Annotated in this window: 14 protein-coding genes; 9 read left to right on the forward strand and 5 right to left on the reverse strand. The window is 65.7% G+C overall.

Annotated elements, in window-relative coordinates; all coding sequences use genetic code 11:
* Positions 1 to 27: 27 nt before the first annotated feature.
* The 4 genes from ttcA (at position 28) to yihA (ending at position 5,291) form a co-directional block, all read left to right on the forward strand.
* On the forward strand, positions 28 to 870 hold the full coding sequence (gene ttcA, locus ACESL9_RS09375; RefSeq protein WP_372612406.1) for a tRNA 2-thiocytidine(32) synthetase TtcA: 843 nt from the start codon (positions 28 to 30) through the stop codon (positions 868 to 870).
* 104 nt (positions 871 to 974) lie between these two features.
* Complete coding sequence (locus ACESL9_RS09380) at positions 975 to 2,519, forward strand: putative bifunctional diguanylate cyclase/phosphodiesterase (RefSeq protein ID WP_372612404.1); 1,545 nt, start codon at positions 975 to 977, stop codon at positions 2,517 to 2,519.
* 185 nt (positions 2,520 to 2,704) lie between these two features.
* Entirely contained in the window at positions 2,705 to 4,540 is a 1,836-nt protein-coding gene (gene yidC / locus ACESL9_RS09385) for a membrane protein insertase YidC (protein WP_372612513.1), read from the forward strand.
* Positions 4,541 to 4,640: 100 nt separating this feature from the next.
* Complete coding sequence (yihA, locus tag ACESL9_RS09390; protein ID WP_372612402.1) at positions 4,641 to 5,291, forward strand: ribosome biogenesis GTP-binding protein YihA/YsxC; 651 nt, start codon at positions 4,641 to 4,643, stop codon at positions 5,289 to 5,291.
* 66 nt (positions 5,292 to 5,357) lie between these two features.
* On the opposite strand, the gene ACESL9_RS09395 is transcribed toward yihA, so the two are convergent.
* Positions 5,358 to 6,086 carry an SDR family NAD(P)-dependent oxidoreductase gene (locus ACESL9_RS09395; protein WP_372612400.1) on the reverse strand — a complete coding sequence of 243 codons (729 nt, stop codon included), beginning with the start codon at positions 6,084 to 6,086 and terminating at the stop codon, positions 5,358 to 5,360.
* Between the two features lie 154 nt (positions 6,087 to 6,240).
* On the opposite strand from ACESL9_RS09395, the gene argB reads away from it, so the two are divergent.
* The 4 genes from argB to ACESL9_RS09415 are packed head-to-tail and all read left to right on the forward strand — an operon-like array spanning position 6,241 to position 9,060.
* Positions 6,241 to 7,107, forward strand: a complete 867-nt coding sequence (gene argB, locus ACESL9_RS09400; RefSeq protein ID WP_372612398.1) for an acetylglutamate kinase — start codon at positions 6,241 to 6,243, stop codon at positions 7,105 to 7,107.
* Between the two features lie 47 nt (positions 7,108 to 7,154).
* A complete protein-coding gene (locus ACESL9_RS09405; RefSeq protein WP_372612396.1) occupies positions 7,155 to 7,949 on the forward strand; it encodes a sterol desaturase family protein in 795 nt (264 codons plus the stop codon).
* Positions 7,946 to 8,563, forward strand: a complete 618-nt coding sequence (locus ACESL9_RS09410) for a ferredoxin (protein ID WP_372612394.1) — start codon at positions 7,946 to 7,948, stop codon at positions 8,561 to 8,563. Before ACESL9_RS09405 ends, ACESL9_RS09410 begins: the two co-directional genes overlap by 4 nt.
* Positions 8,560 to 9,060 carry a SixA phosphatase family protein gene (locus ACESL9_RS09415; RefSeq protein ID WP_372612392.1) on the forward strand — a complete coding sequence of 167 codons (501 nt, stop codon included), beginning with the start codon at positions 8,560 to 8,562 and terminating at the stop codon, positions 9,058 to 9,060. The genes ACESL9_RS09410 and ACESL9_RS09415 overlap by 4 nt, the downstream gene beginning before the upstream one ends.
* 7 nt (positions 9,061 to 9,067) lie before the next feature.
* On the opposite strand, the gene ACESL9_RS09420 is transcribed toward ACESL9_RS09415, so the two are convergent.
* From ACESL9_RS09420 to ACESL9_RS09430, 3 genes are all read right to left on the reverse strand, one after another.
* The gene (locus ACESL9_RS09420) at positions 9,068 to 10,117 is read right to left on the reverse strand and encodes a DUF2235 domain-containing protein (RefSeq protein ID WP_372612390.1); all 1,050 of its coding nucleotides are present in this window, start codon (positions 10,115 to 10,117) and stop codon (positions 9,068 to 9,070) included.
* A complete protein-coding gene (locus tag ACESL9_RS09425) occupies positions 10,095 to 12,389 on the reverse strand; it encodes a xanthine dehydrogenase family protein molybdopterin-binding subunit (RefSeq protein WP_372674752.1) in 2,295 nt (764 codons plus the stop codon). The genes ACESL9_RS09420 and ACESL9_RS09425 overlap by 23 nt, the downstream gene beginning before the upstream one ends.
* Positions 12,390 to 12,513: 124 nt before the next feature.
* Positions 12,514 to 13,665, reverse strand: coding sequence for a type III PLP-dependent enzyme (locus tag ACESL9_RS09430; protein WP_372612387.1), 1,152 nt, complete (start codon positions 13,663 to 13,665; stop codon positions 12,514 to 12,516).
* A gap of 96 nt (positions 13,666 to 13,761) precedes the next feature.
* Here ACESL9_RS09430 and ACESL9_RS09435 point away from each other — a divergent pair, with 96 nt between their 5' ends.
* On the forward strand, positions 13,762 to 14,196 hold the full coding sequence (locus ACESL9_RS09435; protein ID WP_372612385.1) for an Lrp/AsnC family transcriptional regulator: 435 nt from the start codon (positions 13,762 to 13,764) through the stop codon (positions 14,194 to 14,196).
* Between the two features lie 283 nt (positions 14,197 to 14,479).
* Here ACESL9_RS09435 and ACESL9_RS09440 read toward each other — a convergent pair.
* A partial coding sequence (locus tag ACESL9_RS09440; RefSeq protein WP_372674754.1) for an amidase family protein occupies positions 14,480 to 15,176 on the reverse strand: 697 nt, incomplete at its 5' end.

Genomic DNA, 15,176 nt, shown 5'->3' on the forward strand with positions numbered 1-15,176 from the left:
CGCCCGCAACATGGCATATCGCATCCCATGCTCGACGAAGCCGACGACATCCACCCGCTCTTTCACGGGTCACCGAAGACGACGGAGTTTCGCAAGCTCCGCAAGCGTCTGGTGCAGAACGTGCGCGAGGCGGTCGAGCAATACGGCATGATCGAACCCGGCGCGAAATGGCTCGTCTGCCTCTCGGGCGGCAAGGACAGCTATACGCTTCTGGCCATCCTGCACGAGTTGAAATGGCGCGGGCTTCTGCCGGTCGAACTTCTGGCCTGCAATCTCGACCAGGGGCAGCCGGGCTTTCCGGCGACGGTCCTGCCCGGGTTTCTCGAAAAGATGCAGGTGCCCCACCGGATCGAGTATCAGGACACCTATTCGGTGGTGATGGACAAGATTCCACAGGGCCGGACCTTCTGCGCGCTGTGTTCGCGCCTGCGCCGCGGTCATCTCTATCGCATCGCGCGGGAAGAGGGCTGTTCGGCGGTGGTGCTGGGCCATCACCGCGACGACATTCTCGAAACCTTCTTCATGAACCTCTTTCACGGCGGGCGACTGGCCACGATGCCACCCAAGCTGGTCAACGAAGAGGGCGATCTTTTCGTCTATCGCCCGCTCGCGCATGTCGCCGAGGCCGATTGCGAGCGTTTCGCGCGCGCGATGAACTATCCGATCATCCCCTGCGATCTATGCGGGTCGCAGGATGGGCTGCAACGCCAGCAGGTCAAGGCGATTCTCGACGGATGGGAGAAGAACAGCCCCGGCCGCCGCCAGGTGATGTTCCGTGCGCTGATGAACGCGCGGCCCTCGCACCTGCTCGATCCCGGCCTGTTCGATTTCGCAGGGCTGACACGTACCGGAACCGGTGACGGTCGGTAGATCGAGTTTTAGCCATCTTCGCACATTCCGCGAAGCGGCGTTAAACGGATATTCAGACGCCACGACCTAGCCTGCCCTCTGAAACTGTCAGAGGAGCTTTGCCCATGGCCGGGCGCCGGAATTTCGTGCCGCAAACCCTGCGCAACGCGCTCAGGCAGGGGCTGATCGGGCCACAGGCGCTGGCCTTTCTGCCCGCCCTCGCGCTTGGCGCGTTCTGGCTCGGTGGCGAGGGGGTGCTGATTGCCGTGGCGCTCGGAATACCGCTTCTGGTGTTGTTCGCGGGGTCCCTTGGCCCTCCCTTGCAAGGGGCGGGCACGCGGGATGCCGCAACCGGGCTGCAGCAGGCGGAGGCCATGGCCGAAATGGCCGAGGATTCGATGGCCCGCGCTGCCGCCACGCGGCTCAAGACCGCCTGCTTCGCGATCGAGATCGAGGAATTCGGCCGCCTGGCAGAACGTGTCGGCCCCAACGCCGCGGAAATGCTGATCGGGCAGTCGGCGGCCCGGCTCGAGACCGCCCTGCGTGACGGTGACAGGCTCTTTCGCATCGGCGAGGCCCGGTTTGGCGTTGTGCTGCCACCCATGCCACGCCTCGATCTTGAAACCGGCATCCAGATGGCCACCCGGCTGCAAACCGTGGTCGAAGAGCCCTTGGCGCATGACGGACAGACGATCTATCTCTCTGTCGCGCTGGGGTTTTGCCTGTCGAGCCGCAGTCCCGATGGCACCGGAAAGGCGATGATCGACTGCGCCGGCATCGCGCTCGACGAGGCGCGCCGAAGCGGGGCCTCGGCAGTGCGCGCCTACAGCCCCGAAATGGGCCAGACCCGCCACCGGCAAGATACGCTTTGCACCGAGGTGCAGATCGCGCTGGAGAACGGCGATATCCTGCCATGGTTTCAACCGCAGATCTCCACCGATACCGGTCATGTCACCGGTTTCGAGACGCTGGCCCGCTGGCTTCACCCCGAGCGCGGCCTGATCCCGCCCACGGATTTCCTGCCCGCGCTGCATGAAGCCGGGCAGATCGGGAGGCTGGGCGAGGTCATGCTCTACGGCGCGCTGACGGCGGTGAACGCATGGGATGCAGCGAACGCCCCGGTGCCGACCATCGCGGTCAACATGACCGGCGAGGAATTGCGCAATCCGCAACTGGCCGACCGCTTGCGGTGGGAACTCGACCGGTTCGACCTCGCACCCGACCGGCTGACCATCGAGGTGCTGGAATCGGTCGTCGCGGGCGCGCCCGAGGACATGGCCGCGCGCAACCTCGCGCGCCTCTCCGAATTGGGCTGTCGCATCGACCTCGACGATTTCGGCGCCGGTCACGCCTCGCTTGCCGCGCTGCGCCGCTTTGCCATCGGCCGGATCAAGATCGACCGCAGCTTCATCACCCATGTCGATCATGACCCAGAACAGCAGCGCATGGTCAACGCGATCCTGACGATGGCCGACCGGCTGGGCATCGAGACCCTCGCCGAAGGGGTCGAGACTGCGGGCGAACACACGATGCTGGCACAGCTCGGCTGCCGCCATGTCCAGGGCTTCGCGATAGGCCGGCCGATGCCGTTCGACGCGACGCTCGAATGGATGCAGGACCATGCCGCAAAGCTCGGCCCGGCACCCCGGATCGGGCGCAGGTCAGGTTGAACACAAACCCCGCCCGCGACGGGCCTGGTCGCGCGGGCGGGCGATCCCAACCACGGGAAAGCCGTAGCCCGCCCCGCGGCAGGACAATGCGCCCCATTCTGCCACCGGGCGCCAATATCGGCTTGACCTTTGGGCCCAGTCTCTGTTGAACCTGCCCCACCGAAACGCAAGCGTGTGGGCCCATGATGGACGATCAGAACAAGAACCTAATCCTAGCCGTGGCGCTCTCCATGCTGGTGATCATCGGCTGGTCGATCATGTTCCCGCCGCCCGAACCGCCACAGGATCAGGCCACCGGCGAAATCGAGGATCAGGGCACCAGCGCCCCGGCCGCCGGTGAACCGGTCGCCGATGCTCCGGCCGAAGACACGCCCGACGCGACCGGCGCCACGGGGGCGACCGAAAGCATCGACGATCTCGACGAAGCGCCGCGTGTGAGCATCGACACACCCAGCCTCGAGGGATCGATTTCGCTTCTGGGTGGCCGGATCGACCAACTCTCGCTCAAGGATTACCGCGAGTCCCTCGACGACGACGCAGATATCGTGAGCCTGCTGTCCCCATTCGGCAACGACAACGCCTTTTACGCGCTTTACGGCTGGGCGCCCGGGGCCGGCCTTGGGCCCGACGCGGTGCCGGGGCCGTCGACGCTCTGGACGCTCGAAAGCGGTCAGACGCTGAGCCCCCAAAACCCGGTCAAGCTGAGCTGGAGCAACGATGCGGGGCTGACCTTTCACCGCGAGATCGCGATTGACGACAAGTTCATGTTCACCGTCACTCAATCGGTCGAGAACACCGGCGAGTCGACGGTCGCCCTGGCCCCTTATGGCATTCTCGCCCGCCACGGCGAACCCGAAGACATGAAGAATTTCTTCATCCTGCACGAGGGAATCGTCGGCTTTGCCGACGACCAGCTTTCCGAGATCGACTATGACGACGTGACCGATTACGCGTTCGATCCCGACGAAGGGGCCCGTGCCGAGGTCACGCGCGTGCAGGACAGCGGCTGGCTGGGGTTCACCGATCACTACTGGATGGCGACGCTCATCCCCGATACCGGCAACGCGTTCAAATCGGTGGTGAAATACGACGAACGCCGGGACATCTATCAAACCGAAACCGTGCAACGCACGCGCCAGCTCGCGCCGGGCGAGCGTGTCGACGTGCAATCGCGGCTCTTTGCCGGGGCCAAGGAATGGGCCGCGATCCGCGCCTACGAGAACGAAGACGGAGTCGTCAAGTTCCTCGATTCAATCGACTGGGGCTGGTTCTTCTTTCTCACCAAGCCGATTTTCGCGCTGCTGCATTGGCTCAACGTGGCGATCGGCAACATGGGCTGGGCGATTATCGGCCTGACCCTCGTGATCAAGCTGGTGCTCTTCCCGCTGGCCTATAAGTCCTATGCCTCCATGGCCAAGATGCGCGAACTGCAGCCGCAGATGGAGAAACTCAAGGAGCAATGCGGCGACGACCGCCAGAAGATGCAACAGGAGATGATGGCGCTCTACAAGCGGGAAAAGGTCAACCCGGCCTCGGGCTGCCTGCCGATCCTGCTGCAGATCCCGATCTTCTTTTCGCTCTACAAGGTGATCTTCGTCACGCTCGAGCTGCGCCACGCACCCTGGATCGGCTGGATCCGCGACCTCTCCGCGCCCGACCCCAGCTCGATCATGAACCTTTTCGGCCTGCTGCCCTGGGACGCCCCCGAACCCGGCTCGATCCTCGCGCTGATGTTCATCGGGGTGATGCCGATCACGCTCGGCGTTTCGATGTGGCTTCAGCAAAAGCTCAACCCCGCCCCCACCGACGCGACGCAAAAGATGATCTTCGCCTGGATGCCCTGGGTGTTTATGTTCATGCTGGGCAGCTTCGCCAGCGGGCTTGTGCTCTACTGGATCGCCAACAACGTGATCACCTTCATCCAGCAATATACGATCATGCGCAGCCATGGCTACAAACCCGACCTGTTCGGCAACATCCGCGCGAGCTTTGCGCGCGGGGCGAAATCCGGGGATAAATGACTACGCAACTCTCCCTGATCCGGCGCCACCCGGTCAAGGCCCACGCCCGCGCCATCACGGGCGACCCCGTGACCGATGGCGATGGATTCGAGGTGCTGCCATGAAACTGACCTTCCCCGTCGCGGCCGAGCCCGATCCGCAGGCGCTCGAAAGGGGCCGCCTGCTCTTTGCAGGCGAAACCGCGTTCCTCAAGGGCGTGGTCGCGATGTCCGGCCTGCCCCCCGCCGACCGGATCGAGGTCTGTTTCGCGGGCCGCTCGAACGTGGGCAAATCAACGCTGATCAACGCGCTGACCGGGCGCAAGGGGCTGGCACGGGCTTCGAACACGCCCGGACGCACGCAGGAAATCAACTTCTTCACCGCCGGACCCGATCATTATCTCGTCGACCTGCCCGGATACGGCTATGCCAACGCGCCGCTGCCCGTGGTCGAGAAATGGCAGAAGCTGCTCAAGCAATATCTCTCGGGCCGTCAATCGCTGCGCCGCGCCTTTATGCTGATCGACGCGCGTCACGGCATCAAGGACGTGGACGAAGAGATCATGAACCGGCTCGACACATCGGCGGTCACCTTTCAATGCGTCTTGACCAAATCCGACAAGCTCAAGGCGGGCGAGCGTGACCGAATCCTAGGCCAGGTGCGCGAGAGCCTCGCGAAACATCCCGCAGCCTTCCCCGAGATCGTGCTGACATCGGCCGAAAAGGGCGAAGGCATCGCAACCCTACGCGCCATCATCGCCGAACTGGTGTAACCCGAGCCCCTTCATCTTGCCCGAAATACTCCGGGGAGTGTGAGGGGCTGGCCCCTCACGCCGGGTTCAGACATGCTGCCCGCCGTTGATCTCGATCTCCGTGCCAGAGATATAGCTGCTGGCATCCGAGCATAGGAAAAAGATCGTCTGTGCAACCTCTTCGGTCTGGCCGAGACGGCGCAGCGGGATCTGCTCGACGATCTTGTCGGTGCCGGGCGACAGGATCGCGGTTTCGATCTCGCCCGGGGCAATCGCGTTGACGCGCACGCCAAGTGGTCCGAAATCATGCGCCATCTCGCGGGTCAGAGCCTTGAGCGCCGCCTTCGAGGTGGCATAGGCCGCCCCGGCAAAGGGATGCACCCGGTAGCCCGCGATCGACGTCACGTTCACGATCGCACCCCGGGCCGCGGCCAGCTCGTCCTTGAGACCTCGCGCCAGCACCACCGAGGCGAAGAAATTGACGTGAAAGACATGCCCCCATGTCTTGAGATCGGTCTCGAGCGTGTTGAGCCGCTCGCCCTCTGGCCCTTTCGGCGAAATGCCCGCATTGTTGACCAAGGCGTCGAGCCGCCCGCCGAGTTTCTCGCGGATCACCTCGACCGCGCGGATCGTGTCATTGGGATCGGCCAGGTCGATCTCGACATGGTTCTCGGCGCCGCCACCCCAGGGACATTCGGCCGGAAAGGGCTGGCGCGAACAGGTGATCACCCGCCAGCCTTCGGCGTTGAACCGTCGCACCGTGGCATGGCCAATCCCGCGACTCGCCCCGGTCAGAAGCATGGTTTTCTGCGTCATGGTCCCAATTCCTGTTGCTCGCTCGGCACAACTCTATCAGTTCGTGCGGCTGCGACAATGGTGCGTCGCGCCGCCCCGTTTCCGGCCCGGCGCGCAAAGGCTTGGCACCGGTGCGTGAAACGCTTAATCAGGGGCGCCAAGGAAAGACACCGCGATGAGAAAGCAGACCATGAACCGCGACTGGATCGCCACCGCCCGGACCCTCTCCGAGGCCCTGCCCTACCTGCAACGCTATACCGGCGCGATCGTGGTGATCAAGCTGGGCGGCCACGCCATGGGCAGCGACGAGGGGATGGAGCTTTTCGCCCGCGACGTGGTGCTGATGAGGCAGGTCGGCGTCAACCCGGTGATCGTGCATGGCGGCGGTCCGATGATCAACGCCATGCTGGAAAAACTGGGGATCGTGAGCGAATTCATCGGCGGGAAACGCGTCACCGATGACGCCACGATCGACGTGGTGGAAATGGTGCTGTCGGGCCGGGTGAACAAGCGCATCGTTCAGGCGATCAACGGCCAGGGCGGGCGCGCCGTGGGACTCTCGGGCAAGGATGCGGGGCTGATCACCTGTACGCCCACCGATCCGGCACTGGGCCATGTCGGCACGCCGTCACAGGTCGACCCGGCGATCCTGCACACCATGTTCGAGGCGGGCATGATCCCGGTCATCGCACCGCTGGGTGCAGGCGCGGGGGGCCAGACCTTCAACATCAACGGCGACACCGTGGCGGGGGCCATCGCCGCCGCGCTCAAGGCCGACCGGCTGCTCCTTCTGACCGATGTCGAGGGCGTCAAGAATGCCGAGGGCGAGGTTCTGACCGCGCTGTCGGCCGACCAGATCCGCGCGATGACCGCCGAGGGCACCATCGCGGGCGGCATGATCCCCAAGACCGAGACCGCGCTCAACGCGATCGACGGCGGGGTGCGCGGCGTGGTCATCCTCGACGGTCGCGTGCCCAACGCGGTGCTGCTCGAACTCTATACCGAGCACGGGGCCGGCTCACTCATTCGTGCAAGCCTATGAGGCAATCTGCGCCTTGCGCGCGCGTCAAACCCGCCTAGTTTGAGCGTATGGAAAACGAAGCCCTCATCCGCCTTGCCGTCTTTCTCGGCCTCTTCGCGCTCTTCGCCACGCTCGAGGCCTGGGCGCCGCGCCGCCCGCGCAGCCAGCCGCGCGGCACACGCTGGTTCACCAACTGGGCCATCGTCGTGATCGACACGCTGACCCTGCGGGCGCTGGCGCTGTTCATGCCGCTCCTGGCAGTGGGCGCGGCGATGGATGCGGGCGCGAACGGATGGGGCCTGTTCAACCATCTGGACTGGCCCGCCTGGCTCGAGATCACGCTGGCCGTGCTGATCCTCGATTTCGCGATCTGGGCACAGCATCTCATCACCCACAAGGTGCCGATCCTGTGGCGGCTGCACCGGGTCCACCATGCCGACCGCGATTTCGACGTGACCACCGCGATCCGCTTTCACCCGGTCGAGATCGCGCTGTCGATGCTGCTCAAGATCGGGCTGGTCTATCTGCTCGGCCCCGCCGCATTGGCCGTGGTGCTGTTCGAGATCATTCTCAACGGCACGGCCATGTTCAACCACGCCAACCTGCGCCTGCCGCTCTGGCTCGACCGCTGGCTGCGGCTGGTGCTGGTCACGCCCGACATGCACCGGGTACACCATTCCATCCACCGGCATGAGCATGACAGCAATTACGGCTTCTCTCTCTCGATCTGGGACCGGATGTTTCGCACCTATATTGCCCAGCCCGGCGCGGGCCATGACGACATGACCATCGGCCTCGAATGGCAGGATGACCGCCCCTCGCGGCTGGGCTGGAGCCTTTGGCTGCCCTTCGGGCGCAAATGAACCCGCTGGACCCCGCCCCCGAAACCCGTGCGCTGGCAATCATGGGCGCCCTGCATGACGGGGCCGACACGGTTCTGTTGCTCGGCCCACACGAGCCGGGGTTCTGGGCGCATTTCACCGCCCAGCCCGAATATGCCGATGGCGCGCCCGATCCGCTCGACCGCTGGTCCAAACGCGCCATCGGCGCGCTCGCCGCGGCCTGGGGCGGCGTGGCGGTCTTTCCCTCCGACGGCCCGCCTTATCCGCCGTTCCTGGATTGGGCGCTGCGCTCGGCGCGGGCCTTCGTGTCGCCGGTCGGGATGCTGGTGCATGAGAGCGCCGGGCTGATGATCAGCTTTCGCGGCGCGGTGCGGCTACCCGGGCACCTGGCCCTGCCCGCCCCCGGCGTCAATCCCTGCCTGAATTGCAAGGACCAGCCCTGTCGCACGGCCTGCCCGGTCGGTGCGCTTTCGCCTGCGGGCTATGACGTGCCCACCTGCCGCACGTTCCTCGACAGCGCACCGGGGCAGGATTGCATGGAACGGGGCTGTGCCGCGCGTCGCGCTTGCCCCGTCAGCCAGGACTATGGCAGGCTCGACGCGCAATCCGCCTTTCACATGAGGGCCTTTCATTGACCCGACGCCTGATCCTGATGCGCCACACCAAATCGAGCTGGGACGATCCCGCGCTGCCCGACCGCGACCGCCCGCTCAACACGCGCGGCATCCGGTCCGCCCGCGCACTGGGCAAGTGGCTGGCCGAGAAAGACTATTTGCCCGATACCGTGCTTTGCTCCCCGGCCGTGCGCACGCGTGAAACCTTGGAAGGACTCAAACTTGGCGTGGTGCCGGTGAAATACCCCGACGCGCTCTATCACGCCTCGACCGGGGTGATTCTCGACACGCTACACCAGCACGGCGCGGGCAAATGCGTGCTCATGCTGACCCACAACCCCGGTTGCGCCGATTTTGCCGACCGGATCGTGACCGAGCCACTCAAGAATGACGCATTTTTCGACTATCCCACCGGGGCGACGCTGGTGCTGGACCTGCCCGTCGAAAACTGGGAGGACGCCGCCTTTCACTCGGGCGAGGTGGTCGATTTCGTGATCCCGCGCGAATTGACCGACTGATCGCGCCTCACGCCTCCAGCGCCTGTCCTGCCCCGTCCGCACGCTCGCTGACACTTTCATGCAACCGTTCGGTAGGGTCACGCCCGATCACCCTTGGCCTGCGGAGCAAGAAAAGCTTTCCCAGCCCATGCCACGTGCCCACCGCCGGCGCATGTGGATCGGTCGGGAAAGCCGCGCGCCAGCCCTCGGGCAACACGACCTGCCGTTCCTCTAGCTTTTCCAACATCCACACCAGCGGGATATTGGCGAGCGGCCGGGCCGGTTCGTATCCGGCCAGATGGCCGCCGACATCACCGTGCGCACCAGGGAACCAGACCTGCTCGATCCGGTCCGTCAGTTCCTCTGGCACCTCCCACATCTCGGGTGCAAAGACGCGCCGCGTCTCGTCACAAGCCAACGCATGATACCCATGGCGCACGATCGCACCGGGCTGATGGTTGTGAAATTCATGCTCGGCCCCGGTCCATCTCCACAGCAGCGGCAGGCGCATGCCCAGCGCCTTGACCGTGTCCCAGACACCCAGCATCTCGATCTCGACCCAGTCATGGCAATGATGCGCCCGAAAGGCGCGCGCAGCGGCGCTGCCCGGCGGGTTGCGGTAATGGCGATAGGCGGAATTCACGTTGCGCTCGGTCGCGCATTCCGCCCTCAACAACCCGATCCGGTCGATCACACCGGCCAGCGAGCGCACGGCAAAGGCCCCGCGCGAATAGCCCAGAAGGAAAATCCGGTCGCCCGGCCGATAGCGCGAGGCAAGATAGCCATAGGCGCGCCGGATCTGCCCGTTGATGCCATGCCCCATGGCCACCCCCCAGACCGAGCGCCATTCACACCACTGCACCCCCGATTCGTAGAACACCGACATGCCGTTCCGCGACAAGAGCTTGTAGGACAGCCCGGCATTCGATTCGCAGCCCGGAGCGAGCGAAGACATCGTGCCGTCGAGAATGACCACATGGTCGATCGGCCCACGGCGCAGGCTCTTGGTGGCCTGGCGCCGCCCGAATCCGTGCCGGAACAACCCGGAGAATGTCTTAAGCCCTTGCCTCCACATCATGCATCATCTTCCATACGCGTTCCGGCGTGAACGGCATGTCGGCCTGCCGCACACCCTTTTGCCACAGCGCGTCGGCCACGGCATTGGCGACCGCCGCCATCGCGCCCACGGTCCCGGCCTCGCCACAGCCCTTCATCCCCATCGGGTTGGCGGTTGACGGCACCGGCTCGGTCGCGAATCCGATCATGGGAAGATCATCGGCTCTCGGAAGCGCGTAGTCCATGAAACTCGCCGTGAGAATCTGGCCGCTCTCGTCGTGAACGACCCGCTCCATCAGGGCCTGCCCCGCGCCCTGCGCGACGCCGCCATGCACCTGCCCCTCGGCCAGCATCGGGTTGATGAGATTGCCGAAATCATCCACCACGCGATATCGCACGAGGTCGGTCTTGCCGGTCTCGGGGTCCACCTCGACCTCGGCGATGTGGACGCCGTTGGGAAAGGACCGCCCCGGCAGTTTGGCGCGCTTTTCATGGCTCAGCAGCTCTGCCCGCCCGTCGGCACGGGCCATTTCCGCCGCCTCGATCAGGGTCGGCGTCAGGTTCGACCCCGGCGCGCGAAACCGCTCATCATCGAATGACACATCGTCTGGCTGAACCCCCATCTTCTCGGCCAGGTAAGGCTGGAAGGCCGCGATCATCGCCTCGACCGTGGCCAACGTGGCGTGGGACTGGGTGGTGACAGACCGGGAGCCCCCGGTGCCACCACCCTGCGCGATAAGGTCACTGTCACCCTGCACAACCCTGATACGCCCCATCGGGATGCCGGTCTGATCGGACAGGAAGGCAGCATAGACCGTCTCGTGCCCCTGGCCGTTCGATTGCGTCCCGACGTAAATCGTCACCGTGCCGTCCTCTTCAAACACAACCTTCGCACCCTCGGAAGGATCGCCCAGAATGCTTTCGATATAGTAACACAGGCCCAGCCCGCGCAGTTTCCCTCGGCTTTCGCTCGCCGCGCGGCGCGCCTCGAACCCCGCGAGGTCGGCAAAATCCTCGCCCCGCGCCAGAACCCGGGCGAAATCGCCCACGTCGATGGTCTCGCCCGTAAGGCTGGCATAGGGGAATTTCTCGACCGCGATGAAGTTGCGCCGCCGCAGCTCCAGCGGATCGACATCCAGCTCGCGCGCCGCCCGGTCCATCAGCCGTTCCAGAAGGTAAATCGCCTCGGGCCGCCCGGCCCCGCGATAGGCATCGACCGGGGTGGTGTTGGTGTACCAGGCCCGCGCGTGGAGCCATGCCGCCCCGATATCGTAAACCCCGGTCAGAACGCGTGAAAACAGCGTCGACTGGATGATCTGCCCGAACTGCGAGTTATAGGCCCCAAGGTTGCAATCGGTCTCGACCCGGTATCCCGTGATCCGAAGATCATCGTCAAAGGCCAGCGCCGCGCGGTGGCGCAGGTCGCGCCCGCCCGCATCCGACACCATCGCCTCGGATCGCGTGGCCATCCAGCGCACCGGTCGGTTCAACATCCGCGCCGCCTGCGCCACCAGCACCTGCTCGGGATGCGGCTGGCCCTTCATGCCGAACCCGCCGCCGGTGTCGGGGTTGGTGACCCGGATCATCTCCGCGTCCATCTCCAGAACCTCGGCCAGCACCCGCTTGGGCACCCACACGCCCTGCGCGTTGACGGCAAGATGCAGCCGCCCGTCCTCCATCTCGGCATAGGCGCCGCGCGGCTCCATCGAGGCGACGATGATGCGGTTGTCCTCGACCTCCATCTCGATCACATGCGCGGCGTCGGCAAAAGCCGCCTCGGTTGCTTCCCGGTCGCCGATCCCCCAGTCATAGGCGCGGTTGTCCGGCGCCTCCTCGTGCAGATCGGTCTCGCCCGGCCCGCGCGCCAGCATCGCGGGCAGATCTTCGATCTCGGGCCAGACCATCTCGGCCGCATCGCGCGCCGCCTCGGGGCTCTCGGCCACGATCATCGCGATCGCCTCACCCACGTATCGCACCCGCCCCTCGGCCAGAAGCGGCCGCTTGGGCGCGGCGCCGTCGCTGCCATCACGGTTCTTGACCGTCACCGCCGGCAGGCCGCGGGTCACCCCCGCTTCGGCCAACGCTGCGGCATCCAGCACGAGATGCACCCCCGGGACCGCCCGCGCCTCTTCGAGGTCAAGCGGCCCCAGCACACCATGCGCTACATCCGAGCGCAGGAAATGCACATGCAATGCCCCCTCGGGTGCGACGTCATCGACATAGCGCCCCTCGCCGGTCAGAAACCGCAGGTCCTCGACCCGCCGCACCGATTGACTGCGTCCGAACTTTTCCATGGCTGCCTCCGCCTCGTGTATCGCGCGGCACACACTAGCGGCCAAGGGCCGACAGACAAGCAACCCGTGGTTCTTTCTTGGGAAAAATACTCAATAACGCAACGTTGCCCAAAAGCGCGGCGTGTCAGTCTCGCCCACCCGGTGCGGCAAGCGTCACCACCTCGCCCACGCCATAGCCGTTGAACCGCGTGGCAATGGCCAGCGAATAGGCGCCCATCCCCTCGATCAGGATAAAATCGCCCTCCTGCACATCCCCGGGCAGGTGCAGCGGCTCGGGCAGCCGGTCGAGGCTGTCACAGGTCGGGCCGAACCCCGCGCGCGGGCGCGGCGCACCATCGCGGGGCCGTCCGTCGGGTGCCAGAACCCGCAGCCGCGTGTTCGGCCCGATATCGCGCAACTCGGCCAGCCCGCCGTAAAGCCCGTCATTGAGAAACACCGACCCATCTCCGCGAATCGCCTTGATCCGGAGCCCAAGGGTGAAACTTTCGGCCACCATCGCCCGCCCGGGCTCGCAAACGAGGGTCGGCCGCACATCGAACGCGGCATCGACCATACCACCGATCCGCGCGAAAATCGCCTCGAGGTCCGGCGCCGCCCCGTCGCGATGCGACGCGAATCCGCCCCCCACGTTGAGCCGGGCAAGCTGCACACCCGCTTGCCGCGCCACATCCGCCGCCGCCGCGATATAGGCAGCCCAGGCTTCGGGGTCGGCGCATTGCGTGCCGGGGTGAAAGCAGATCGCGGGTTGAAACCCGCGCCGCGCCACCTCGGCCAGGAGCGCGGCCGCCGGGCCGGGCGCCAGACCGAACTTGTCACCGAAATCGTAATGCGCACCCTTGACCGGCAGGGCAAGCCGCACCGACACTTCCTCGCCCGCGAAACGCGGTGCGCCCAGCTTGTCGAGCTCGCCCGGGCAATCGACCGACCACGAGGATACGCCCGCGCGCATTCCCGCCGCCACCTCGTCGCGCGACCGCACCGGGTTGTTGTAATGCAGCGCCGCGCCCGTATCCGCATCGCGCACCAGCGCGATCTCGGCGGGGCTGGCGACGTCGAACCCGGTCACGCCCGAGGCCACGAGATTGTCCAGAACTGCGCGCGACGGATTGGCCTTGACCGCATAGGTCACCACCCCCGGAAAGCCGTGCAGAAATCGCCGCGCCGTGGCACCGAGCCGCGCAGGGTCAAAGAACATCACCGGTTGATCGGGCCGGGTGCGGGCCAGGTACATGGCCGGATCGCTATGGGAAGCCTGTGGATACATCGCGCGCCTCATGGGTTGTTTTCACCCATCATGCGCAGGCTCTGGCCCGAAATCGCCCGTCAATTCGGCGGGATTGACTCTTTCTTTCGTCAGATCGACAGTATCACCATGCAGACCGACGAAACAGACGAATCCCTGCTTGCGCTTCTGGCCGACAATGCCCGCCTGCCGGTGGCCACGCTCGCGCGCCGCCTCGGAATCGCGCGCACCACCGTCCAGGCCCGGCTCGACCGGCTGGAAAATTCCGGCGTGATCGCGGGTTACACCCTGCGCCGCGGACACGAGGCCCGTCCGATGATCCGCGCAACGGCGCTCATCATGATCGAGCCACGCCGCCAGCCCGAGGTGCTTGCCCGGCTCAGATCACTGCCCGCGGTGATCGAGGTGCATACCACCTCCGGGCGGTTCGACCTCATCGCCACCCTGACCGCCACAACCACCGAAGAGCTTGACGACACGCTGGACCGCATCGCCGAGGCCAAGGGCGTGCGCGGCTCCGAAAGCCTCGTCCACCTCTCGACCAAGATCGACCGGCGGCGGTAGGTTAACATGCCAGGTGGTGGGTATGCGCCCGCCTTCACACCATTGGCGTGCCTGCGCATGGAGGAGGAAGCCGCGCGATCGACGGGCCGCGGCGCGGCGATCCGACGGTTGCGCTGTGCAGTTTATGCCCGCGACATCTTCCTCGCTTGCAGTCGTGCGCTTTCATCAGACCAATCGCCGGGCCGGGGGGCGGCCCGGCGATGGCGCGGCGGGGCTGCGCCCCTTGGTCCGCGCACGTGCATTCCCTCGCCAGAGGGAACAAACCCAACAGAGTGGAGTCACCCTATCGCGGGTCGATCGGCCCCAGGTCGAAGGCCAGCTCGCGCTCGATCGCACAGGCCACGTCAAGGCAGATCACGTCATCCATCCGGTCACCCACCACCTGCACCCCGAGCGGGATCGGTGACGCGTCCAGCGTGCGCACCGTCGCGGCCGGCAGGCCGAGCAAGTTGATCACATGCATGAAGCGCTGCGCCTTCATGATCTCGGGCACGCTCTCGGGCTCCTCGAAATCCTGGTCCGCGCGCATCGGCGGCTGGCCCGAGACCGGCATGATCAACGCATCGACATAATCGAACATCCGCGCCCATTCGCGCAGAAAGGTCAGCCGCCGTGCCTGCGCCTGCAAAAGCCCCGCCACGTCCTGCGGCGGGTAAAGCTCCAGCATCTTGTCGACCAGCCCGTTGACGGCCTTCGACCCCATCTTGCGAATACCCTCCAGCATCATCACCTCGATCTCGGTATCGAGCAGAAGGCCCCATGTCTGCGCGGCCTCGGCGGCCATTGGCGGCGTGACCTCGACCGGGTCATAACCCGCCTGTTTCGCCGCGCCCAACGCGGCCTCGACCGCGCGGGCGACATCTGCGTCCACCCCGTCACCAAACGGATCGACGCACCAGCCGATCCGCCGCGGGCCGTCATCGCGCGCGCGCCCGCTGTCGGGTGCGGCATTCCAGAGCGGATCATCCGACGAGCGCCGC

Source organism: Aquicoccus sp. (assembly GCF_041686535.1).
Lineage (GTDB): Bacteria > Pseudomonadota > Alphaproteobacteria > Rhodobacterales > Rhodobacteraceae > Aquicoccus.